The organism is Segatella asaccharophila, assembly GCF_054687055.1.
On record NZ_BAACAN010000002.1, the window covers coordinates 210,351 to 233,925 of the forward strand.

Sequence of the window (23,575 nt, forward strand, 5' to 3'; positions counted from 1 at the left end):
TCACTTTATTTCATTGATTTGATTCCCGAAGATGCGAGTGTCCTGACGACTTTATCATCCGCCCATTTCCCGTTTTTTTTAGCCAGACAGATCTGCCGGTATTTCTCCAGTTTCTCTGCGGCTTTGTTAGCTGCTGCACGGGCATAAGGATTGTCGGGAGCTTCTTCAGGAGTGATGCGCATGGTCTGTGCATTCTTGATAAGGTCTTTTACCACCTCTCCGCCGACGACAAGGCCGGCAGCAGCAGGAACGAAAGCGTTGCTTGCCGGAATGTCCCGTCGTGCAGTGCATTTGCGCATATCTTTATTCGGACAGATACAATGAAAGCGACAACTGATGGATGGGTCATCGATCTGCTTGAGAGGCTCTTCTTCACTATAGACCACTTTGAGATGCGGAATATGCAGTTTGCGGAGTTTCTTGCGGATAACTTTGGCCAGCGGGTCCATTTTTGTCTTGTTGATGTCCGCTACACGGAAAGCAGTAGGATCCAGTTTGTCCGCAGCCCCCATGCAGGAGATGATCGGGATATGAAGTTCATGGCAACGTTTGATCAATTCGAGTTTGGCGGTAACCGTATCAACGCAGTCGACGACATAATCGAAGAGAGAGAGATCAATGTCATCAGCATTGGCCGGCATGTAGAACATCTGGTACTTATGCACGATGCATCTTCTGTTAATATCATGGATCCGTTCTTCAGCCACATCCACTTTATGCCTGCCGACGGTGGAGAGCAGGGCATAGATCTGCCGGTTGACATTTGTCAGGCAGACCCGGTCATCATCAAAGAGATCCAGTTCTCCGATGCCACTGCGGGCGAGGACTTCGGTGACATAACCGCCTACCCCTCCGATGCCGAACACAGCCACTCGTGAGCCATTGAGGGTATCGATAGCCGGTTTCCCAAATAATAGTTGAGTTCTTGAAAATTGATTTTGCATTTTACTATGATCCTTTGAGGGATACAAAGTTAGTGAAAAAAAGCAGGTTCAGGAAATAAATGGTTATTAATCTCATAAAAAACGTACCCCCGAGGGGGTACGAATATTCTCAGTTTAAAAGTTTAATATGGATTTTCCGGTGAGGTGACCCTGATCAATTTAGGGTTGACGAATTCATAGATTCCTGCAGGAGACTGTTCGCGGCCGATGCCGGAATTCTTCGTTCCGCCGAAGGGAAGTTCAGGTGCGATGCCAGTGACATGATTAATGTAAACCATGCCGGTATCGATCTCTCGTGCGACAGCCTTTGCCCTCTGAAGATCAGTTCCGAAGACTGTTCCTCCAAGTCCGAAATTTGTCGCATTGGCTAACTGGATGGCATCGTCAATATTCTTATAGGCATAAACGACCAGGACAGGTCCGAATATTTCATCGGAATAGGCATCCATGCCCGGTTCGACATGGGTCAGGATTACGGGATTCACGAATGCTCCCTCCAGGTCCGGCCGTCCTCCCCCGAACTCCAGTTTTGCCCCTTGTCTGATGGCCCGTTTGATTTGTCGGATGACCTCTTGAGCTGCCTCTTCACTGGATAGAGGAGCGATGTCTGTTTGCGGATCCATAGGATCCCCCAATTTCAATTTTGCTAGCAGAGTTTTCATCTTGTCCAGAATACTCTGATATTTAGATTCCGGGACGATAATCCGTTTAGGTGAGATACATACCTGTCCAGCATTCCACATACGGCCGTAGACGGCTGTTTCGACAGCTTTGTTTATATCTGCATCCTCCATGATGATGAAAGGATCACTTCCTCCCAGTTCAAGGATGGATTTCTTGACATATTTGCCTGCTTCCGAAGCGATACTGGCCCCGGCTGGTTCGCTGCCGGTCAGAGAAACACCTCTGATCAATGGATTAGCTACCAGTTTGTCAATGTCATGTCCGGGTATGAACAGATTCTGGTATACACCATCAGGAAGTCCTGCTTCCCTGAACAGGTCTTCCATTATCTGTGCACATTGTGGTACGTTGGAAGCATGTTTGAGTACCATCGTATTACCAGCCATCAGGTTAGGTGCCGCAGACCGTGTAATCTGATAGAATGGAAAGTTCCACGGCTGGATGCTGAGCAGCACGCCTATAGGTTCATAGCTGATGAACGCTTCCCCCTTTTCCGTAGGTAATTTCTTGTCGGCGAGAAATTCCGCTGCATGATCGGCATAATAATCAAAAATGTCTGCACAGAGTTCTACTTCATAAATACTTTCTCTCAAGAGCTTTCCCATCTCTGTCGTAGCCAGTCGTCCAAGTTGCTCTTTCCGTCCACGCATCAGGGAGGCTACCCGGTGAATGATCCCTGCCCGATAGCCGAAGTCGGTCTTGCGCCAGGACTTGAAGGCGGTATCCGCATTTTGTATTTTTTCATTTATCTCCGTGTCGCTGATGACATCAAATTCCTTTTCTATCTTGTTAGTGAATGGATTCAGGGTCTTGATGGGTGAATGTTGTTTGTTCTGTTCCATGATGATATAAATTAAAAGTTAAACATCTGACTTCTCCATATCTTTTTACGATAAAGGAGCATGAATAAATCCTGTTCAGTGAACCGGATATATCCATACAGCAAAGATAAGTTTTAATTCGGAGATAACCTACTAAAGAGTTGGATTTTTTACATATTTTTCATGAGCGGTGAAAAGAAGTTGATATTCAAGTTGAACGTTGCGGATGCTCTATTTGAAGTATGTCTTTCCCCGTTGTGTCTATGTGTCCTGCAAAGGATAGGGAACGAAAAAGAAAAGGCCCCTCAGAACAGGTTTCCATTTCTGTCCTGAGAGGTCTGTTCGGCCAGGTCTGAACCTGGGAGCCTAAAGTGCCGTAAGGAAATTACTTGGCATATTTCCCGCTGAGACTTTCTTTCAGGATCAGGATTAATTCCTCTTGGGTAAGTTTATGATAACCGGCATCCGAGATGATTGTACCCTTGACAATTCCGGCTATTGAATCTTCCGTAGCACCAAAATCCTTGATTGACAGGGGCAGCCCGATTTCTACCATCCAGTTTTTCAAAGCATCCAGTCCTTCTTCAGCGATCTGCTGGTCTGTTTTTTGCGTCGGATTGACATTCCAGACATTTTCAGCAAAACGTTTGAATTTCGGCAGTCCGTATTTCATGACCAGATGATAGTAGGGAAGGGAAACGGCAGCCAGGGTGAAACCGTGAGGAGCATGTGTCTGTGCCCCGACGGAATGTCCGATCATGTGAACTTCCCAGTCCTGTTTCTTTGCGCACCCGATCAGAGAGTTTAAGGCCCAGGTTGCCGTCCACATGATATTTGACCGTGATTCATAATCTTCCGGATTTCTGACTGCGATTTTAGAGGCATGGATCAGTCCGCGCATGAGACCTTCTGCGATATAGTCAGAAGTATTGTCATCCTCTCCAGAGAAATACTGTTCCATGATATGGGACATGATGTCGAAGATTCCGGACTTCATCTGGTTCTCGGGAACGGTAAAGGTAAACCTGGGATTCAGAATGGAAAACCGGGGGACGAGGCGGTTGTCAAACATGTGACCGACTTTGAATTTGTTCTTGGCATCGGTGATGACACTGCCCGTATTCATCTCAGAACCTGTTCCTGCCATGGTCAGGACCACACCTACGGGGATGATCTTCTGATCCTGTGCCGGGTTCTGCTGGTCAAGGAAGAATTTCTTCCAGGGATCCCCATCATAGTAGACTGACGCAGCTACAGCCTTGGAATAGTCGCAGACAGAGCCGCCACCTACTGAAAGGATAAAGTCTACCTTGTTCTTCCGGGCAGTCTGGATCCCCTCAAGGAGTTTGTCAAGAGTGGGGTTAGACATGACCCCTGGGTTCTCGATAACCTTTTTGCCAGTTTGCTGCAGGATTTCCATGATCTGATCATAAATGCCATTGCGCTTGATACTTCCGCCGCCATAATTGAACAGGATAGTATGGCCGGAACATTTGAGTTCTTCACTTAAATTTTTCAGAGAATCTTCTCCGAAGTAAAGTTTTGTGGAATTCTGATAACTAAAATTTCCTAACATAATTTTGGTCTTTTAATGAAACATTTCTATGATCGTTTGATGAAGTTTTTGAACGTGAGGGTATTCCGGACGCTCACACATCCATCAAGTCACTCATAATATCGTCGGAAATATAGAGTCCCTGACGAGTCAGGGAGAGTTGGTGATCTCTGATTTTCATATTCTTGTCTTTAAGATGAGGCTCTGCATTCTGGAGCAGGAAAGAATATAATCCGTCTCCATATTCTTCTTTCATCTTTCTCAAGTCAATCCCTTCCCGAGTTCTCAGAGCAGTGGTAATCAGATCGTCATAACGGGTATCCATGCTCAGCCTCTCACTTTCACAGGGGATGTTTCCAGACTCTATAGCATGGATATACTGATGTAAATCTGCAATATTCCACTGCCTTGATGTCAAGTTGTAAGAATGAGCAGCGGCGCCGATTCCAATATACGGTATTTCATGCCAGTAAGAGGAGTTATGGAGACTCCGGTAGGGAGAGACGGTTTCAGGCCGGTCGTCCCAGGCAGGATGGTCTGGCCCTGGATTCTTCCTGCCTGACCGTAGTGTGCTCTGCCCGGAGGGACTATGGGCTTCCTGGTTTAATCGGGCGAAATTACTGATCTCATATTGTTCGTAACCGTTGTCATTAAGGGTATCAAGGAGTGTTTTGTACATCTCCAGACTCAGGTCATCATCAATTTCCCGGATTCTCCCCTCCTTCAGGAGATGATAGAGAGGGGTGCCCTTTTCGTACATCAGTGAATAGGCAGAGATGTGTTCCACCTGCAGACCCAGGGCTTCATGGAGGTCCTCTTCCCAGTCTGCCAGGGTCTCTCCGGGGAATCCGAACATCAGATCAATGCTGATATTATGGATGCCTGCATTTCTCAGGCGATGGACCGCTGCCGGGATCTGTTCTGCCGTATGCCGGCGATGGATGAACCGGAGCCGGGCGGGGGAGAAAGTCTGGGCCCCGATGCTCACCCGGTTTATTCCGAGGGAAACGATTTCCCGGGCAAACTCATCGGTAATGTCGTCAGGGTTGCATTCTATGGTGACTTCCCGGAACGATTCCGGGTGATGGACAGTACTCTCTTCCGTTTTACGGCCATAGATAGCATGGATATTAGCAAATAATTTTTCCAGATTACCTCTAGATAAAAGACTTGGCGTGCCTCCCCCGAGGTAAACCGTCTGGACAGGATCAACCGGCTTTTGCATTTTCATTTCCTTGCATAAGGCCTCCACGTAGGCATCCTGGAGAGGAAGAAGCGTGGTACTATAGAAACCGCAGTAAATACAGCGGCTGGCGCAAAAGGGGATATGTATATAGAGTCCTGACATCTGTTATCATTGGATTACGTGATGTAAAGATACGCATTTTTTTATGATTATCCCTATTTAAATAAAATCTTTCCGGAAATTTGACGGATTCATGCCTCTGATTCAGAATAAAAACAGGTCTGCCAGAAGGAGGTGCAATTTCTGTTGAGGTACGACAAAAACATAGATTTTTCTCTTTCTTGAGACCGTTTAAAACCCCACTTGTATAAAATCATGTTTTTATAGTTTGAATCTGGAATTTTATAACATTAGAAGAGCAGGTTAATATGTTTTAAAAGTCTGATTGTTTTATTTGATTTCTTTTGAGGTTTGTTAAAAAATGACTAACTTAGAGGCCAAAAAGAGGAAGACACAGGGCATCCCCTTATACCATGATGAAATCTATTATCATTTTAAATCTATAACAGTATGAGAGTATATCACACTAATGAAATCAAAAACATTGCGCTGATTGGCGCGTCAGGTAGCGGCAAGACCACACTTGCCGAGAGTATGCTATATGAAGCTGGTGTTATCAATCGCCGGGGTTCCATAGAAAACAAGAATACGACGGGTGATTATTTTCCTGTTGAATTAGAATATGGCTATTCTGTATTTCCCACCGTCCTGCATGTGGAATGGAACGACAAGAAACTCAATCTCATCGATTGTCCGGGAAGTGATGATTTTGTCGGAGGGACCATTACCTCTCTGAATGTAACGGATGAAGCCTTAATCCTGATTAATGGTCAGAGTTGGCCTGAAGTGGGTACACTGAATAATTTCCATTATGCAGAGGAGTTGAAAAAACCTGTTATCTTTTTGGTTAACCAGTTGGATTCAGATAAATGTGATTTTGATGACATCATCTCTAATATGAAAGAGATCTATGGTGATAAGTGTGTTGTCATCCAGTATCCGCTTCAAACAGGTCCTGATTTCAATTCTCTGATTGATGTACTCTTAATGAAGAAATATTCCTGGAAACCTGAAGGAGGAGAGCCTGTTATAGAAGATATTCCATCAGAAGAGATGGATAAAGCTATGGAGCTGCATAAAACTCTTGTTGAGGCGGCTGCAGAAAATGATGATACCCTGATGGAGAAATTTTTTGAAAGCGAGACCCTTACAGAAGATGAGATGCGTGAAGGGATCAGGAAGGGACTTGTGGCAAATTCGATCTATCCGGTTTTTTGTGTCAGTGCAAAGAAAGACATGGGAGTGCGTCGTCTGATGGAATTTTTGGGTAACGTGGTGCCTTTTGTCAGTGAGATGCCCTTACTCCATAATACGCGGGGGAAAGAGGTCAAGCCTGTTGTCGATGGCCCTGAGAGTTTGTATTTCTTTAAGACAGGGATGGAACCTCATATAGGTGAAGTAAGTTATTTTAAAGTCATGAGCGGGATGGTAAAGCCGGGAGATGATCTGACCAATGCGGACCGTGGAAGTAAGGAGCGTCTGGGACAGATATTCGTTTGTGCAGGAGCAAAACGGATCCCTATAGACCTGATGGAGGCGGGAGATATTGGTTGTACGGTCAAGTTGAAGGATGTTAAGACCGGCAACACCCTTGATGGAAAGGATTGTGACTGGCGTTTCAACTTTATCAAGTACCCGAACTCCAGGTATTCCCGTGCGATTCGCGCGGTCAATGAGCAGGAAACGGAAAAGATGATGGCTGCTCTGACGAAAATGTCTCAGGAAGATCCTACATGGGTCATAGAAAACAGCAAGGAATTACATCAGACGATCGTTCATGGTCAAGGAGAGTTTCATCTGCGCACCTTAAAGTGGCGTCTGGAAAATAACGAAAAAATACAGGTTAAGTTTGAAGAGCCTAAGATTCCGTATCGTGAGACGATTACCAAACCTGCTAAGGCGGTCTATCGGCATAAAAAGCAAAGCGGAGGGGCAGGCCAGTTCGGTGAAGTCCATCTGATCATTGAACCTTACGCCGAAGGGATGCCGGATCCTGTTTTCTATCATTTTGGCGATCAGGAATATAAGGTGACCTTGAAAGGGAAACAGGTCATCAATCTGGACTGGGGCGGACAACTTGTCTTTATCAATTCCGTTGTCGGTGGAGCCATTGATGCTCGTTTTATGCCTGCCATCCTCAAAGGTGTTATGGACTGCATGGAACATGGTCCGCTTACAGGCAGTTATGCCCGGGATGTGAGGGTTGTGGTCTATGATGGCAAGATGCATCCTGTAGACTCCAATGAATTGTCCTTTATGCTTGCGGCGAGACATGCTTTCTCAGAGGCATTTAAAAATGCTGGCCCGAAGATTCTGGAACCAATCTATGATCTTGAGGTGGATGTACCTTCTGCTTTCATGGGTGATGTGATGAGCGATCTGCAGGGACGCCGTGCCATGATTATGGGTATGGACAGTGAAGGGGTGTATCAGAGACTTCAGGCGAAGATCCCAGCCAAAGAATTATCGGATTACAGCATTGCTTTAAGTAGTATAACGGGTGGACGGGCAAGTTTTACCACCAAGTTTGCCAGTTACGAGTTAGTCCCGAATGCTGTTCAGAAAAAACTTATTTCTGAGTATGAAACTGAAGAGTCAAAAGATGAAAACGAATGATTTTCAGATTTATTGATCATGAAAGGGCAGATGCTGGAAGGTCTGCCCTTTTTCATGGATGTCTTTCGTCAGGAACTTTGCCATTGAAGCGAAGGGAATTGATGAAGAGAAGGAAAGATTTTCTGAATTTATAATGATATATAGACCATTAAAACGAGTCAATACCGTTAACAACAGTTAATATGATTGAAATTGTTAACAAAATTATGTTAACGATTTAAGAAAAATACATATCTTTGCCAACATGAAGAAGAGGACCATTTGGACGATAGCAATTATCATGGGCATTTCATTTCTTGCCTTATTGTTCTTGCAGTTGAATTATATTGAGGAGATGGCAGAAATGAAAAAGGAGCAGTTTGACGAATCCGTCAACCGCGCTCTTTACCATGCCTCTCGTAATCTGGAGCTGAATGAGACCTTGCAATATCTGGAAAAGGACGTAAATGCGAAAGAACTTGCCCGTAAGCGCGATTCCATCAAAACACATAAAGGGGCCGGTGCAGCTTCCCGTCAACCTTATCAGCAACTTTCAGTAAATGTAAAAGGTACCACATACCCTTCATTTGAATTGAAGACCCTTTCCCGTAAACCTTCGCAGATCCCCAAGGCGATGATCCTGAGGAATGACCAGAACACCATATCAGAAGCGCAGAAATCACTGCAGGAGATCGTCAAGAACCGTTATGTATATCAGAAATCCTTATTGGATGAGGTGGTCTATTCCCTTCTTTATTCCGCATCGGACAAACCTTTGAAAGAGCGTATCAATTTCAAGCTTCTGGATCAGGATCTGAAAGCAGAATTGATGAACAATGGGATCAATATTCCCTATCATTTCGTCGTTACGACAGCCGATGGGCGGGAAGTTTACCGCTGTCCTGACTATACCTCAAAGGGAGAGGAATATTCTTATTCCCAGCCGCTTTTCAGGAATGACCCACAGTCAAGCATAGGGGCAGGGGTGATCAGGGTTCATTTCCCAACGATGAACAGTTATATCTTTTCCAGTGTCAGGTTTATGATTCCGAGCATTATCTTCACGCTCATCCTTCTGATCACTTTTATTTTCACCATTGGGATTATCTTCAGATCCAAGCGGTATTCTGAAATCAAGAATGATTTTGTTAATAATATGACCCATGAATTGAAGACCCCGATAGCCAGCATCTCTCTGGCTGCCCAGATGATGACAGACAAGAGTGTGGTGAAGAGTCCTCAGATGATGTCTCATCTTGCAGGCATTGTAGATGATGAGTCCAAACGTCTACGGTTCCTGGTGGAGAAAGTCTTGCAGATGTCTATGTATGACCAGAAGAAGGCCGTTCTGAAAAAGCGCAAGTTGGACCTGAACGAAATGGTGGAACAAATTGGCAACTCGTTTACGCTCAGAGTAGAGCATACGGGCGGGAAGGTCTATACCCAGATAGAAGCCGTGGATTCCACTATTTATGTGGATGAGATGCACTTTCAGAATGTGATCTTCAACCTGCTTGACAATGCCGTGAAATATCGTAAACCGGAAGAGCCGCTAAGCATTTATCTTAAAACCTGGAATGAAGGAAATAAAGTTTGCTTGTCGGTTAAGGATACAGGCCTGGGAATCAAGAAAGAGAATCTGAAGAAGATATTTGAAAAGTTTTACCGTGTCCATACCGGTAATATACACGATGTGAAAGGTTTTGGATTAGGTTTGGCTTATGTGAAGAAAATGGTAGATCTCCATGAAGGTGAGATCCATGTGGACAGCCAGTATGGAAAGGGCACCATCTTTACCATTAAGTTGCCTTTTATCGCTGATGAGCAATGATCTTTCAGCATGGATGTATAGACAATGGAGGCAGTGGAGATAGATATTCAATTTCCTTCATAGATGCAATGGCATTCTTCCGGATAAGAAATTCAATAATATATATTTACAAATAAATAATTAGACTATGGACGAAAAAATCAAGATTTTGCTGTGCGAGGACGATGAGAACCTCGGCATGCTGCTCCGTGAATATTTGCAGGCAAAAGGTTATCAGGCTACACTTTGTCCTGATGGTGAAATTGGTTACAGGGAATTTTTGAAAGATAAGTACGATATTTGTGTGCTGGACGTGATGATGCCTAAGAAGGATGGATTTACCCTTGCACAAGAGATTCGTCAGGCTAATTCTGAGATCCCGATCATATTCCTGACTGCCAAAACGCTCAAAGAAGATATTCTCGAAGGCTTTAAGATCGGAGCCGATGACTATATTACCAAACCCTTCTCTATGGAGGAGCTGGTTCTCCGTATAGAGGCAATCCTGCGTCGTGTCCGCGGAAAGAAAAACAAAGAATCCACACTTTACCATATCGGTAAATTTACTTTTGACACGCAGAAGCAACTGCTGACGATCGGTGACAAGCAGACGAAGTTGACGACCAAGGAGAACGAGTTGCTGGCTCTTCTCTGCTCACATGAGAATGAGATATTACAACGCGATTTCGCCTTGAAAACTATCTGGATAGATGATAATTATTTCAATGCCAGGTCCATGGACGTGTATATCACCAAGTTGCGCAAGCACTTAAAGGATGATGATCAGATTGAAATTATCAATATTCACGGAAAGGGATATAAACTGATAGTTCCTGAAACCGAATGACAAGATCGGTTCCCGGATGCTCCTGCCTGGTGTTCGTGCGGACTTCCAGGAGGGTCTGAAAGAGCCGTTTCGTGAAGGCCGGAGAATAAAGAAGAAGAAAAATTTGGCTGTTTCTGAAAAAAGACGTACTTTTGCACTGCATTTGGCTATTCAGCTTATTGCTCGGGTAGATGGATGCAGTGTATCGTGTAATATCATTAATTAATTTTTAAGTAGTATGAATCAATACGAAACCGTTTTCATTTTAACTCCCGTTTTGTCTGATGCACAGATGAAGGAAACGGTCGCTAAATTCAAGAAACTGCTCACCGATAATGGTGCTGAGATTCTGAATGAAGAGACCTGGGGACTGAAAAAAATGGCTTATGCTATTCAGAAGAAATCTACAGGTTTTTACTGTCTGTTAGAATTCAAAGCTGAGCCATCTGTTGTTGACACTCTCGAAACAGGCTTCCGCCGTGACGAGAAGGTGATTCGTTTCCTTACGGTAAAACTGGACAAGTATGCTGCCCAGTATGCAGAGAAGAGAAGAAACAAATTAGGTAAAGGTAATAAGGAGGCTTAATCATGGCAGAAAATAAATCTGAAATCCGTTATTTGACCGCTCCTTCTATTGACACAAGGAAGAAGAAGTATTGCCGTTTTAAAAAGAGTGGCATTAAGTATATTGACTATAAGGATCCTAAGTTCTTGAAGAAATTCCTGAATGAACAGGGTAAGATCCTTCCGCGTCGCATTACAGGAACATCGTTGAAATATCAGCGTCGTCTGGCAAAAGCCATTAAGCGTGCACGTCAGATTGCATTGCTTCCTTATGTAACCGATTTGATGAAATAATAAAAGGAGGAAACAGAATGGAAGTTATACTGAAAGAAGATATCATCGGACTTGGATATAAGAACGATATTGTAAGTGTGAAGAATGGTTACGGTCGTAACTATCTGATACCGAAGGGTAAGGCGGTCATTGCCTCAAGAATGGCCAAGAAACAGTTGACTGAAGATATGAAGCAGCAGGCTGACAAGATCGCTGCGCTGAAGGCTGAAGCTGACAAAAAGGCTGAAGCACTCAAGGATGTATCTCTTGTCATTACGGCAAAAGTGGGTTCAAACGGCGTTACCTATGGCAGTGTAAATGTAGCTACGGTAGCTGATGAACTGTCTAAGAAAGGCTTTGATATTGACCGTAAGATCATTACTATGCATGACATTAAGAAAGTGGGTAATTTTGAAGCAATTATCCATTTCTTTAAAGATGTAGAGGTAAAGGTTCCTGTTGAGGTCGTAGCTGAAGAAAACAAGGATGCTGTCAAGGCTGCTCCAAAGAAAAAGGCAGCTGAAACTCCTAAGGCAGAGCCTGTGGCTGATGCCCAGAAAGAGAAAGCTCCGGAGGGAGCTGAAGCACCTGCGTCTGAAGAGGAAGCTCCTGCAGCAGAATAAGGACATTATGTTCTATTTAGATCATTCTATTGTAAATCAATAACAGAAAATCCCAGTTACCCGTGTTGGTAGTTGGGATTTTTTATATTTCGTACTTATTGAGAAGAAGTAATTCAATAATTTTATTTTGAATATGAAAGCATTTGTTTTCCCTGGGCAGGGCTCACAGTTTGTGGGTATGGGTAAAGACCTGTATGACCAATTTCCTTTGGCTAAAAAATTGTTTGATCAGGCAAATGAGATCCTCGGGTTTAAGATAACTGAAATTATGTTCGCCGGAACTGATGAACAGTTGAAGGCTACTAAGGTTACCCAACCAGCGGTTTTCCTGCATAGTGTCATCTCTGCAATGTGCCTGGGTGAGGGCGTAAAACCGTCCATGACGGCCGGTCATTCCCTGGGTGAATTTTCGGCTTTGGTTTACTCTAAGTCACTTTCCTTTGAGGATGGACTCCGTCTGGTTGCGGCCCGCGCCAATGCGATGCAGAAAGCCTGTGATGCCAATCCGGGTACTATGGCTGCTATCATAGCTCTCCCTGATGAGAAGATAGAAGAAATTTGCAAGAAAGTATCTGTAAATGGAAACATCGTTGTCCCTGCTAACTATAACTGTCCTGGCCAACTGGTGATCTCTGGCAATGAGGATGCTGTAAAGAGGGCTTGTGACGAATTAAAGGCAGCGGGTGCAAAGCGTGCACTGATCCTGAAGGTCAGTGGTGCTTTCCATTCTCCATTGATGCAACCAGCCAAGGATGAGTTGCAGTCGGCTATCGAAAAGACTCCTTTTTCTGTTCCTGAATGTCCTGTCTATCAGAACGTGGATGCCCAGCCTCACACCGATCCTGAAGAAATTGAGAAAAACCTGATTGCACAGTTGACTCACCCTGTCCGTTGGACAAAGAGTGTTCAGAATATGATTGCAGCCGGAGCGGATGAGTTTGTAGAGTGTGGTCCCGGCAAGGCACTTCGTGGGATGATTGGCCGGATCGATAAGAATGTGAATGCCCACGGGATAGAGGTTAAATGAGTAAGATTATTATTTACCAGGCATTTCCCAGGCTCTTTGGCAATCACAACATAACCCGGAAAATATCTGGTACTCTCTCTGAAAACGGCTGTGGTAAATTCAGTTCTTTCTCAGAAGAGGTCTTAACCCGTATTCACCGTATGGGTTTTACTCATATCTGGTACATGGGAGTGATCCGTCATGCGACCGTGACGGACTATTCTGCTTATGGCATTCCCCGTCAGCATCCAGAGGTCATAAAAGGCAAGGCGGGTTCACCGTATGCCATAGCAGACTATTATGATGTGGATCCTGATCTTGCTGATCATCCGGAAAAAAGGATGGAGGAATGGAAAGCGCTTATTCTCCGCACTCATCAGGCTGGGATGAAAGTGATCATGGACTTTGTACCAAATCATGTAGCCCGTGAGTATTATTCCGTGAATAAACCGGCAGGAGTGCGGGATCTGGGTGAGGATGATGATCCTGCCAAAAGTTTTTCTCCGCAGAATAATTTTTATTATTGTTGGGGACAGCCATTGGATCTCTGTCAAATTCTTAAAGCTTTTCCGGTGGACTCTTCCCAAGATGAATATACCGAAACTCCGGCCAGGGCTACAGGAAATAATTGTTTTAGTGCCTGTCCTTCAGAGAAAGACTGGTATGAGACCATCAAACTCAATTATGGTATTGATTACTGTGATCCTGCCGGTCGCAGTACACATTTTAATCCTATCCCGGATACCTGGGATAAGATGACACAGATCTTGCTTTTCTGGGCAGGTATGGGTATTGATGGTTTCCGGTGCGATATGGTAGAGATGGTCCCGGATTCTTTTTGGTCTTATGCTACTAAGGCCGTGAAGGTTCGTTATCCTGATCTGATCTTCATCGGGGAGGTCTATGATCCTAATCGGTACCGTACTTTTATCGCTGCTGGTTTTGATTACCTTTATGATAAGGTGGGCATGTATGATACGATGCGTGCAATTGTACGGAATGAGCGTCCGGCCTCCGATATCACCGCTCAGTGGCAGAACAAGAGTGATATTTTCGGACACATGCTGTATTTCCTGGAGAATCATGATGAGCAGCGCATTGCTTCTGATTTCTTTTCCGGGGATCCTTTAAAGGCTGTCCCTGCTGTGATGGTGGGTACCTTGCTGCAACGGAATCCTTTTATGATCTATAATGGACAGGAGTTCGGTGAGAGGGGTATGGATGCTGAAGGCTATAGTGGCCGTGACGGACGGACAAGCATCTTTGACTATTGGTCGCCGTCTACTTTGACTCATGCGTATGAGATGCCATGCGGCCTGACCTTTAGGCAAAAGCAGTTGTCCGTTACTTATCGTAATTTGTTTTATACGGCTACCCATGAGAAGGCGGTTACGGAGGGTGATATGTTTGACCTGATGTACGTTAACCCGACGTCTGATCATTTCGACAGGCGAAAACAATTCGCATTCCTTCGTAAATATGAGGATGAGGTATTGCTTATTGTCGTCAATTTTTCATCAGACAAGATAAATGTCAATGTGAAAATACCCGGACATGCCTTTGATTATCTGCATCTTCCCCAAAAGCGGGTTACCGCAACAGACCTTCTTTCCGGTGACATTTATACGATGAATTTACTTCGGGATGGAGACGAGACGATGACGATAGAGCCCTATGACGGACGTGTCTATAAATTCAATCTGAAAATGGATGACAGAGGATTTGCCTTGAATGAGCATCATAAAGATGAGTTTCCTCCTGCCCATACGGCGGAGCATTTGCTCAATCAGTTGATGGTGCGCCGGTTTGGTTGTGAGCGGGGATATAACGCTCACATCGAGAGGAAGAAGAGTAAGATCGATTATATTCTTGACCATGAGCCTTCCCGCAAGGAGATAAAGGACATCGAGGATGAGATGAACCGTCTGATACAGGCAGATATGGTCGTCAGTTATGAATTTGTAGATCGGGATCATATTCCGGCCGGCGTAAATATTGACCGTCTGCCTAAGGAAGCACATGAGATGATCCGGCTGGTCCGTATCGATGACTATGATATTTGTCCCTGTCTGGGCAAGCACGTGCGTTCGACGTCTCAGATAGGTCGTTTTGCCTTGCTGGGCACCAATTGGGATGGGATGAAGCATTCCTTCCGCATCCGGTTCAAAGTAATCCCTTGACAGGATCGTCTTTAGACCTCCTGGAGTTTTCTTGAAACGGAAGACCGGTGTGATCAAAAAAGTCCCTGATGAGAAAATCATCAGGGACTTTTTTGATCGTCTGGAAACTTTCTATTTTGTTTCCTGCTCTTCCTTCATATCAATAAACTGGCCATTCTTGTCGAAAAATTCATATTGCAAGAAAGCTAATTTCTGAGAAGGAATAATGTGTACACCGAATCCATATTTAAGTTGCCACTTCAACTTCAGGGAAAAGATTCCCTTGTCGATGAAAGCAGCCACGTATGGATGTACGTGCAGATAGAATTTCTTGACACCGATCTTGTTGATGAGTCGGTCAATTTTACGCTCGAGTTGGTCTGTAAACAGAAAACTTGCTTTGATCTTTCCTGTGCCGTTGCACGTAGGACAAGTCTCCTCCACGTTCACTTCCATCACCGGTCGTACCCTCTGGCGAGTTATTTGCATGAGTCCGAATTTGCTTAACGGCAGGATATTGTGCCTTGCACGATCCTTCTGCATATCTTTGCACATCCGTTCATAAAGCATTTGGCGGTCTTCCGCCAGACTCATGTCGATGAAATCTACTACGATGATACCTCCCATATCACGGAGCCTCAACTGTCGGGCCAGTTCATCAGCAGCACCTAAATTCACGTCCAAAGCGTTTGCCTCCTGATTCTTCTCATGAGTACGAGTTCCACTGTTCACGTCCACCACATGCAAGGCTTCAGCATGATCAATGATCAGATAAGCACCATGCTTATAGTTCACGACTCTGCCGAAACTCGATTTAATTTGTTTAGTGACGTTGAAATTGTCAAAAATGGGAACCTTACCCTTGTAAAGTTTTACTATATCCGCCCTTTCAGGGGCTATGATCGAGATATAGTGCTTTACCTCCTGCTCTACATTTTCGTCGTTGACGTAAATGCTTTTATAAGTAGGATTGAAGAGATCACGCAGCATGGCAACAGCCCGGTCAGTTTCTTCATAAATCAGTTGGGGGCGTTTTTGGGTTTTTTGAACCTTGACGATGGCATCCTGCCAGCGTTTGGTCAGAATTTTCAGCTCTGCATCCAATTCAGCAACACGCTTGCCTTCAGCTACGGTTCTCACGATAATACCACAGTTGCCTGGCTTGATACTGTTGACGAGTTGTTTGAGTCGAGCTCTCTCTGCGCCACTTTTGATTTTTGAAGATACGGAGACTTTAGTTCCGAAGGGGATGAGTACCAGGAAGCGACCTGCAAAGGATAATTCAGCCGTAAGACGGGGGCCCTTGGTAGAAATGGGTTCTTTCACGATTTGCACCATAACCTCCTGACCTACGGAGAGCACCTGGGCGATGCTTCCCCCCTTGTCAAGATCGGGCAGGCGAGATGCTTTAGAAAATGGATAAAGTCTCTTGCGATCACTTTGGACCTGTTTCAGATACTTCTGATAAGAGTTAAATTGACTTCCTAAATCAAGATAATGAAGAAAAGCATCGCGTTCATAACCTACATCTACGAAACAGGCATTCAGCCCAGGCATCAGTTTCTTTACCTTTGCCACGTAGATGTTCCCAACAGAAAAAGATACTTCTCTCGTTTGTTCCTGGTATTCTACCAGTTGCTGGTCTTCCAGCAGTGCGATAGAAATCTTTTTTTGTTGTGCATCAATTACAATTTCGCTGGTCATTTCTTTCCGTTGAACTAATTTGATCATTTGAATCTACTTTCCCATTCTCCTGTCCAGCAAATAGTAACTATATGTCTTACCTGGGAACAGACTAGCATCTTATGTATAAACCCGAAGATTTACCGTCAGCTTTTCAAATGACTCTTAATTTAGAATAAGTAATCAAAAAGGGTGAGCCAAAAAGAGTTCAAACTGCTCTGCGGCACACCCTCAGTCTGAATAGACTGATGAGCTTACTTGCTCTTATGTCTATTCTTGCGTAATCTTTTCTTACGCTTGTGCGTAGCCATCTTGTGGCCCTTCTTTTTCTTTCCGTTTGGCATAATACTAAAAATTTAAATATTGATATTTTAATCCAAATCCTCAGATAGGTGACGAAGGAATTTTATTCGTTTTTCATCTCCTGGATAAAACTCTTGGCCGGCTTGAAACTGGGTAAGTCGTGGGCAGCAATGGTCATCGTCGTGTTCTTGGAAATATTGCGGGCGGTCTTCTCTGCCCTGTGCTTGATGATGAAGCTACCAAACCCGCGGAGATAAATGTTTTCTCTCTTTAACAGGTTCTTCTTGATGCTACTCATAAAAGCTTCAATTACAGCCGTAACCTCTTTTTTTGACATTCCTGTGGCCAATGCAACTTCTGCTATGATTTTTGCTTTAGTCATTGTATTTCAATATCTTTTGTTATTGGTTTGCAAAGATACTGTTTTTTATCGGAATATGAAAATCTATTTGCTTTTTTCTGAAATAACATTCCTAACTCTCTGAAAATCTTGCTTTTAAAATCATTTTAAGGCCTCCTGTATTTATTCTTTCCTTTACATTCTTTTAATTGTGAGAATTTTGTTAACTTTGCAAAGTAATACAATAAGTCTTTTGAAAATATGAAACAAACCAAAATTGTAGCTACCATCAGTGATCTGCGATGCGATAAAGATTTTATACGCAAACTCTTTCTTGCCGGAATGAATATCGTGCGTATGAATACTGCTCATGCTACGGAAGAGGGTATTCGTAGAATTGTAGCTAATGTGCGGGCCGTTTCTCCTCATATAGGAATAATGATCGATACAAAGGGTCCTGAGGTTCGTTCTACGGATGTGAAAGAACCTTTACATTATAAGATCGGTGATGTGGTCAAAGTCTTTGGGCGTCCAGAGATGGATAGCTCCCATGATATTATCAATGTGACCTATCCGAATATTACGGATGATGTAAAAGTAGGTGATGACCTGTTGTTTGACGATGGGGCAATCGATATGAAAGTGATCGAGAATACGGGTCCGATGTTGGTTGCGCAGGTACAGAATGAAGGTGATCTGGGTGCGCATAAGAGTTTGAATGTTCCCGGTGAGCATATTGATTTACCTGCATTGACGGAAAAAGACAAGCGGAATATCCTGTTGGCGATTGATCTGGATATTGATTTTATTGCCCATTCCTTCGTTCGTTCTGCTGCTGATGTAGAAGCTGTCCAGAAGATATTGGATGAGCACCACAGTGATATTAAAATTATCTCTAAGATCGAGAATCAGGAAGGTGTAGATAATATTGACGAGATAATTGATGCCAGCTATGGCGTAATGGTTGCCCGCGGGGACTTGGGAATCGAAGTGCCCATAGAGCGGATACCAGGCATCGAGCGCCGGATTATCCGTAAATGTGTGATGAAATGCAAACCGGTTATCGTGGCTACCCAGATGTTGCATACGATGATCGGTAATCCTCGGCCTACGCGTGCAGAAGTAACGGATATAGCCAATGCTATCTTTTATCGTACAGATGCCTTGATGCTGAGTGGTGAAACGGCAATGGGCAAATATCCTCTTGAGGCGGTGCAGACGATGTCAAGGATAGCAGAACAGGCTGAAAAAGATCGGGATCCGGAGAATGATATTGATCCTACGTCTGGAAAACAGTTGATCAGCCAACGGCTCTTTCTCGCCCATGCGACCATAGAGTCTACTCGCAGACTTGGTGTCAAGGGAATTATTACGGATAGTGAGACCGGTCAGACGGCACGCTATCTGGCTTCATTCCGTGGGCCTACTCCTATTTTCGCTATTTGTTATAAGGAGAAAACACAGCGCTGGCTGAATCTGAGTTATGGTGTTGCCGCGGTATATCAGAAGGGACAGATTTCTAATCAGGAGATGTTTACCGCAGCTGTACGAATGCTTAAACTGAAGGGTTATCTTGGCTTGAATGACAAGATCGCTTACCTGAGCGGCAGTTTTGGTGAGGGAGGGGGGACTACCTTCCTGGAAATCAATGATGTCAGGAAAGTATTTGATAAGAGTTATCAGTTTAAGTTGCCCAGAGGGACAGAAACTAAGGGTGAGCAGAAAAAGGGGAAGCATTAATCACAGAAGAATCCGGGGAACAAACGCTCCCGGGATTCTTCCGTAATAGGTCAAAAGACCGGTTACCTTTTTCTTCCAGTTGTCAGAAAAACGGATTCTGTCCTTTACAGCAGTTATGAATAGGTATTTTCTCTATTCTCCTTTCATGGCGACCACCGTCAAAAGGGACAGCAAAGAAGGTATCCAGTATCCTTTCAGCAGTCATGAGAGAGATGAACCGTCCCGGCAGTACCAGTACGTTTGCATCATTATGCTGCCTGATCAGATGTGCTATCTCTTCATTCCATGCTAATCCAGCCCGGATGTCAGGGTATTTGTTCAATGTTATAGCCATTCCTTCCCCTGTACCGCAAATGGCAATCCCCGGGTAGACTTCATGTCTCTCTATCGCCTGGCCGAGTTTGTGGGCAAAATCCGGATAGTCGACACTTTCAATACTATCTGTGCCGAAATCCTTGACCTTATATCCCTTTTTGGCCAAATATTGAAGGACAAACTGTTTCATAGGAAATCCTGCATGATCACTGGCGATTCCTATTGTCTTTATTTCCATAATTTCTTATCTGCTTTGAAATGAATACAGAACGGAAGGTTAACCCCCCGTTCTGTTTTAAAGAAGACCTATTCAGCTAAGAATTCCTTTACCTGTTTATAAACGTTTTCTCCTGTGAACCCGAGTTTTTGATCCAGAACCGGATAAGGAGCAGAGAAGCCGAAACTATCCATTCCGTAGATTCTGCCATTGGTTCCTACAAGACCGAGAAGTGTGCTGGGTAGTCCGGCGGTCATACCGAATATCTTTGCACCCTTTGGCAGCACTTTTTCCTGATATGTCCGGGGTTGCCTGCGGAATAATCCTTCAGAAGGAGCACTGACCACACGTACCCTGATACCGTCTTTACGGAGCAATATGCTTCCTGCTTCAAGCGTAGATACTTCAGATCCGGAGGCTACGAGGATAATGTCCGGGTTTTCATCCGAACCGGCTACGATATAAGCACCCTTACGGGCCATCTGATAGTCATTGCCCTCAGGCAGTTGACTAATCCCTTGTCTGGAGAGGATGAAAGCGGTAGGAGATTCTGTGTTCTCCATGGCCATCTGCCAGCAGACCGTTGTTTCATCTGCATCTGCAGGACGGAAGACACGCAGGCTGTCGTTGCCGTTATGCCTTTTAAGTTGTTCCATCAGTCGGAGGGTGGCTTCCTGTTCTACCGGTTGATGGGTAGGTCCATCTTCGCCGACTCTGAAAGCATCATGTGTAAAAATGAATTTTACGGGTACGCCCATGAGCGCAGCCAGTCGAATAGCCCCCTTCATATAATCAGAGAAGACGAAAAAGGTACCCATGGCTGCGATTACTCCGCCATGCAGCATCATCCCCATGCACATATCCGCCATAGCAAATTCGCTGACACCAGCCTGGAAGAAAGCCCCGGTAAAATCCCCGCGTTTCAGGCTATGGGTCTCATTGAGGAATCCATTAGTCTTATCCGAGTTGGACAGGTCGGCGGAGGAGCAGATCATGTTTGGAACTTCATGAGCCAGTACTTTCAGGCAGGCAGCGGAAGCTGCACGGGTTGCACTACCGTTTTTTTGCTCCACCTTACTCCAGTCTATTTCAGGAGCCTTTCCACTGAACCATTCGTCCATCAAGGTTTTTTTCTCCGGATTCTTTTCCGCCCATTGAGCCTCTTCCTTATGGCGTCCGGCTACGATTTTACGGAGTTCAACCTGACGGTCAGTATAGAGTTTTTTAACATCCTCAAAGATGACGAAAGGATTTGTCGGATCCCCGCCTAAATTTCTGATGGTATTGGTATAAGCTCCATCTCCAAGAGGTGAGCCATGAGTCTTTACATTATGTTCATAACTGGTACCGTCAGCCTTAAGAGCTCCTTTTCCCATCACCGTATCACCGATAATCAGGGTAGGGCGGTCTTTTTCGGCAAGGGCCGTATTCAAAGCTTTCCGGATCTCATCGACATCATTGCCGTCGATCTCGATCACATTCCAGTTCCAGGCCCTGTATTTCATCGCTGTGTTTTCAGCCATCACTACACTCGTTTCAGTAGAGAGTTGGATACCGTTACAGTCATAGAACATGATGAGGTTGTTCAGTCCCAGTGATCCGGCTATTCTGCCTACCTCCTGGGAAATTCCTTCCTCGACAGCCCCATCAGAGATATAGGTGTAGATAGTGTGCTGCATGACCGTATGTCCGAGGCGAGCCTCAAGGAATTTCTCGGCTACGGCAGCGCCTGAGGCGAGGGCATGGCCCTGGCCTAAGGGACCGGATGTGTTTTCTATACCTCGCTTCACGTTTCGTTCCGGATGTCCGTGGCAAGGTGATCCCCATTGGCGAAAAGTCTGTATCTCCTCCATGGTAAATTTACCGGAAAGGAGCAGAGCAGAGTATAACATTGGGCTCATGTGTCCCGGATCCAGGAAGAAACGGTCCCGTCCCGGCCATTCAGGCTGGTCCGGGTCATAGATTAAGTATTCTGAGAAAAGAACGTTTATGAAATCGGCACCTCCCATTGCACCACCGGGATGGCCTGATTTCGCTTTTTCTACCATAGATGCAGCCAATATACGAATATTATTTGCTGCGTGGTTCATTACTTTTTTGTCGTTCATTTATATTTGATTTTTTAATCTCTTTACAAATGTACTATTTTATATCCAATACTACAATGGATTTAGCCGGGATTTTTACTTTCAGGATATTATTTTTCAATTTGGCACCTTTGAAAAGAGCAGGTTTGACAATATTCGGGTGATTGAAATCATTAAAGTCATTGATATTTCTTGATGTGAGGATCTGTCCTTCTACCTTTTGTGGAGCAGCACCTTCCAGTTCAATGGATAGATCCTGAGGATGTTCCAGATCAATGTTGCACAAGGATAATAGAATCTTTCCGTCTTTCTCCCTTGCAGCTGAAGTGCTGATAAGGGGTACCGTCTCATCATCCTGTGTATGATTGCCGCATCGCAGTTCTGACGGAAGATAGGTAGCATCCTGGAATCCTTTATACATGGAAAAGACATAGTAGGAAGGGGTGATCACGATATGTCCTTTGCCGATGGTATCTGTCAGGATCATTGACTGCAGTACGTTGACAACCTGAGCGATATTGGCCATTCGCACACGGTCAGTATGTTTCTGGAAAATGTTCAGTGTCAAGGCTGCGACCATTGCATCACGCAGACTGTTTTGCTGGTAGAGATGCCCTTTGATCGTACCGGGTTCCTCGTCCCACCATGTTCCCCATTCATCAACCATAAGTCCAATCTTCTTCTGAGGGTCATACTGGTCCATGACTGCAGACTGCTGTTTGATGATCGTATCCATACGCTCGCACGTATAGAGGGTCTGGTAATATTCCTTATTGGAGAAACGGGTGGCGGATCCTTTATGGTGCCAGTCTCTGACGGTATAGTAGTGCAAGGAGATGCCTTGCATCCGGTCACCGATATTTTTCATGAGCACACGTGTCCAGTTGGTATCCGGCCCACTGGCACCGCTGGCAATGCGGAAAAGTTTGGTGCTGTCGCTGTAGTCACGCAGATAAGTATTATAGCGGCGGAAAAGATCGCTGTAATATTCTGGCCGCATATTTCCCCCGCAACCCCAGGCTTCATTTCCGATACCGAAGTATTTTACTTTCCAGGGGCGGTTCCGGCCGTTCTTCCTCCGGAGTCTGGCCATTGGCGTGTCCCCGTCAGAAGTCATGTACTCCACCCATTGTGCCATTTCCTGAACAGTTCCACTGCCGACGTTCCCACTGATATAAGGTTCGCATCCGAGCATTTCACAGAGGTTCAGGAACTCATGTGTTCCGAAGGAATTGTTTTCAATGGTACCGCCCCAGTTATTATTGCGAAGGGTAGGACGGAGGTTGCGAGGCCCGATGCCGTCTTTCCAATGGTAATCGTCAGCAAAGCATCCTCCCGGCCATCGCAGGACGGGCACCTTCAAGTTCTTGAGTGCCTGAAGCACATCATTCCGATAACCGTTGGTATTGGGGATATTGGAATAGGGGCCCACCCATAGCCCGCCATAGATGCACGATCCAAGATGTTCTGCAAACTGTCCATAGATTTCTTTGTTAATCTTTTGTTTACCTTGTCGGGTATGAACAATCAGCGTTGCCTCCTGGGCTTTTATAGAACAGGTAAAGGCGGCAACAAGCAAGGTCAGACTAATAAATTTTTTCATTCGAAAATGTTTTTATTGCGAACAGCCTATAAATCGGCTATTCAGGTTTAACTTATTTGTTTTGACACAATAAAAGAATAAGCAGGCTGCGGTATGCTGTCTGCGGCTATTGGCTTAGGCA

Annotated in this window: 18 protein-coding genes; 9 read left to right on the forward strand and 9 right to left on the reverse strand. The window is 44.8% G+C overall.

The genetic code is table 11. The annotated features are described in order from the left end of the window. Window positions 1-5: 5 nt before the first annotated feature. The 4 genes from ACYRYG_RS02190 to hemW all read right to left on the reverse strand — a co-directional run bounded on the left by ACYRYG_RS02190 (window position 6) and on the right by hemW (window position 5,352). On the reverse strand, window positions 6-944 hold the full coding sequence (locus ACYRYG_RS02190) for a tRNA threonylcarbamoyladenosine dehydratase (RefSeq protein ID WP_293416227.1): 939 nt from the start codon (window positions 942-944) through the stop codon (window positions 6-8). 122 nt (window positions 945-1,066) lie between these two features. Further along, window positions 1,067-2,470: an NAD-dependent succinate-semialdehyde dehydrogenase gene (locus ACYRYG_RS02195; protein WP_293416229.1), complete on the reverse strand. Its 1,404-nt coding sequence runs from the start codon at window positions 2,468-2,470 to the stop codon at window positions 1,067-1,069. Window positions 2,471-2,834: 364 nt separating this feature from the next. Then, a complete protein-coding gene (locus ACYRYG_RS02200) occupies window positions 2,835-4,025 on the reverse strand; it encodes an iron-containing alcohol dehydrogenase (RefSeq protein ID WP_293416231.1) in 1,191 nt (396 codons plus the stop codon). Window positions 4,026-4,098: 73 nt separating this feature from the next. Beyond that, on the reverse strand, window positions 4,099-5,352 hold the full coding sequence (gene hemW, locus ACYRYG_RS02205; RefSeq protein ID WP_460197471.1) for a radical SAM family heme chaperone HemW: 1,254 nt from the start codon (window positions 5,350-5,352) through the stop codon (window positions 4,099-4,101). Between the two features lie 408 nt (window positions 5,353-5,760). Here hemW and ACYRYG_RS02210 point away from each other — a divergent pair, with 408 nt between their 5' ends. The 8 genes from ACYRYG_RS02210 to ACYRYG_RS02245 all read left to right on the forward strand — a co-directional run bounded on the left by ACYRYG_RS02210 (window position 5,761) and on the right by ACYRYG_RS02245 (window position 15,187). Continuing rightward, window positions 5,761-7,926: an elongation factor G gene (locus tag ACYRYG_RS02210; protein WP_460197472.1), complete on the forward strand. Its 2,166-nt coding sequence runs from the start codon at window positions 5,761-5,763 to the stop codon at window positions 7,924-7,926. Between the two features lie 244 nt (window positions 7,927-8,170). Then, window positions 8,171-9,736: an ATP-binding protein gene (locus tag ACYRYG_RS02215; RefSeq protein WP_293416237.1), complete on the forward strand. Its 1,566-nt coding sequence runs from the start codon at window positions 8,171-8,173 to the stop codon at window positions 9,734-9,736. A 127-nt stretch (window positions 9,737-9,863) separates the two neighbouring features. Beyond that, on the forward strand, window positions 9,864-10,562 hold the full coding sequence (gene rprY / locus ACYRYG_RS02220; RefSeq protein ID WP_293416239.1) for a response regulator transcription factor RprY: 699 nt from the start codon (window positions 9,864-9,866) through the stop codon (window positions 10,560-10,562). Between the two features lie 217 nt (window positions 10,563-10,779). Next, window positions 10,780-11,127, forward strand: a complete 348-nt coding sequence (gene rpsF, locus ACYRYG_RS02225) for a 30S ribosomal protein S6 (RefSeq protein ID WP_293416241.1) — start codon at window positions 10,780-10,782, stop codon at window positions 11,125-11,127. A 2-nt stretch (window positions 11,128-11,129) separates the two neighbouring features. After that, window positions 11,130-11,399 (forward strand): 30S ribosomal protein S18, encoded by a 270-nt coding sequence (gene rpsR / locus ACYRYG_RS02230; RefSeq protein WP_293416243.1) that lies wholly within the window; start codon window positions 11,130-11,132, stop codon window positions 11,397-11,399. 17 nt (window positions 11,400-11,416) lie between these two features. After that, window positions 11,417-12,001 carry a 50S ribosomal protein L9 gene (gene rplI / locus ACYRYG_RS02235; protein ID WP_294075396.1) on the forward strand — a complete coding sequence of 195 codons (585 nt, stop codon included), beginning with the start codon at window positions 11,417-11,419 and terminating at the stop codon, window positions 11,999-12,001. Window positions 12,002-12,134: 133 nt separating this feature from the next. Next, on the forward strand, window positions 12,135-13,028 hold the full coding sequence (fabD, locus tag ACYRYG_RS02240; RefSeq protein ID WP_293416247.1) for an ACP S-malonyltransferase: 894 nt from the start codon (window positions 12,135-12,137) through the stop codon (window positions 13,026-13,028). Continuing rightward, window positions 13,025-15,187 carry an alpha-amylase family glycosyl hydrolase gene (locus ACYRYG_RS02245; protein ID WP_460197474.1) on the forward strand — a complete coding sequence of 721 codons (2,163 nt, stop codon included), beginning with the start codon at window positions 13,025-13,027 and terminating at the stop codon, window positions 15,185-15,187. The genes fabD and ACYRYG_RS02245 overlap by 4 nt, the downstream gene beginning before the upstream one ends. A 111-nt stretch (window positions 15,188-15,298) precedes the next feature. On the opposite strand, the gene ACYRYG_RS02250 is transcribed toward ACYRYG_RS02245, so the two are convergent. Together ACYRYG_RS02250 and ACYRYG_RS02255 are read right to left on the reverse strand one after the other, a co-directional pair. After that, window positions 15,299-16,870, reverse strand: coding sequence for an Rne/Rng family ribonuclease (locus ACYRYG_RS02250; protein WP_293416272.1), 1,572 nt, complete (start codon window positions 16,868-16,870; stop codon window positions 15,299-15,301). 385 nt (window positions 16,871-17,255) lie between these two features. Continuing rightward, a complete protein-coding gene (locus ACYRYG_RS02255; RefSeq protein ID WP_293416251.1) occupies window positions 17,256-17,534 on the reverse strand; it encodes an HU family DNA-binding protein in 279 nt (92 codons plus the stop codon). A gap of 219 nt (window positions 17,535-17,753) precedes the next feature. On the opposite strand from ACYRYG_RS02255, the gene pyk reads away from it, so the two are divergent. Beyond that, on the forward strand, window positions 17,754-19,232 hold the full coding sequence (gene pyk, locus ACYRYG_RS02260) for a pyruvate kinase (RefSeq protein WP_293426645.1): 1,479 nt from the start codon (window positions 17,754-17,756) through the stop codon (window positions 19,230-19,232). Between the two features lie 82 nt (window positions 19,233-19,314). Here pyk and rpiB read toward each other — a convergent pair whose 3' ends face one another. From rpiB to ACYRYG_RS02275, 3 genes are all read right to left on the reverse strand, one after another. Next, window positions 19,315-19,785, reverse strand: a complete 471-nt coding sequence (rpiB, locus tag ACYRYG_RS02265) for a ribose 5-phosphate isomerase B (protein WP_293416255.1) — start codon at window positions 19,783-19,785, stop codon at window positions 19,315-19,317. Between the two features lie 68 nt (window positions 19,786-19,853). After that, window positions 19,854-21,872, reverse strand: coding sequence for a transketolase family protein (locus tag ACYRYG_RS02270; protein WP_293416257.1), 2,019 nt, complete (start codon window positions 21,870-21,872; stop codon window positions 19,854-19,856). 34 nt (window positions 21,873-21,906) lie between these two features. Continuing rightward, window positions 21,907-23,454, reverse strand: coding sequence for an alpha-N-arabinofuranosidase (locus ACYRYG_RS02275; protein ID WP_293425279.1), 1,548 nt, complete (start codon window positions 23,452-23,454; stop codon window positions 21,907-21,909). Between the last annotated feature and the right edge of the window lie 121 nt (window positions 23,455-23,575).

Coding starts and splice junctions, on each gene's coding strand:
- rprY (WP_293416239.1), top strand. CDS start 9,864: ATGGACGAAAAAATCAAGATTTTGCTGTGCGAGGACGATGAGAACCTC.
- rpsF (WP_293416241.1), top strand. CDS start 10,780: ATGAATCAATACGAAACCGTTTTCATTTTAACTCCCGTTTTGTCTGAT.
- ACYRYG_RS02210 (WP_460197472.1), top strand. CDS start 5,761: ATGAGAGTATATCACACTAATGAAATCAAAAACATTGCGCTGATTGGC.
- ACYRYG_RS02215 (WP_293416237.1), top strand. CDS start 8,171: ATGAAGAAGAGGACCATTTGGACGATAGCAATTATCATGGGCATTTCA.
- ACYRYG_RS02200 (WP_293416231.1), bottom strand. CDS start 4,025: ATGTTAGGAAATTTTAGTTATCAGAATTCCACAAAACTTTACTTCGGA.
- rpiB (WP_293416255.1), bottom strand. CDS start 19,785: ATGGAAATAAAGACAATAGGAATCGCCAGTGATCATGCAGGATTTCCT.
- ACYRYG_RS02275 (WP_293425279.1), bottom strand. CDS start 23,454: ATGAAAAAATTTATTAGTCTGACCTTGCTTGTTGCCGCCTTTACCTGT.
- ACYRYG_RS02270 (WP_293416257.1), bottom strand. CDS start 21,872: ATGAACGACAAAAAAGTAATGAACCACGCAGCAAATAATATTCGTATA.
- ACYRYG_RS02255 (WP_293416251.1), bottom strand. CDS start 17,534: ATGACTAAAGCAAAAATCATAGCAGAAGTTGCATTGGCCACAGGAATG.
- ACYRYG_RS02190 (WP_293416227.1), bottom strand. CDS start 944: ATGCAAAATCAATTTTCAAGAACTCAACTATTATTTGGGAAACCGGCT.
- hemW (WP_460197471.1), bottom strand. CDS start 5,352: ATGTCAGGACTCTATATACATATCCCCTTTTGCGCCAGCCGCTGTATT.
- pyk (WP_293426645.1), top strand. CDS start 17,754: ATGAAACAAACCAAAATTGTAGCTACCATCAGTGATCTGCGATGCGAT.
- rplI (WP_294075396.1), top strand. CDS start 11,417: ATGGAAGTTATACTGAAAGAAGATATCATCGGACTTGGATATAAGAAC.
- fabD (WP_293416247.1), top strand. CDS start 12,135: ATGAAAGCATTTGTTTTCCCTGGGCAGGGCTCACAGTTTGTGGGTATG.
- rpsR (WP_293416243.1), top strand. CDS start 11,130: ATGGCAGAAAATAAATCTGAAATCCGTTATTTGACCGCTCCTTCTATT.
- ACYRYG_RS02245 (WP_460197474.1), top strand. CDS start 13,025: ATGAGTAAGATTATTATTTACCAGGCATTTCCCAGGCTCTTTGGCAAT.
- ACYRYG_RS02195 (WP_293416229.1), bottom strand. CDS start 2,470: ATGGAACAGAACAAACAACATTCACCCATCAAGACCCTGAATCCATTC.
- ACYRYG_RS02250 (WP_293416272.1), bottom strand. CDS start 16,870: ATGACCAGCGAAATTGTAATTGATGCACAACAAAAAAAGATTTCTATC.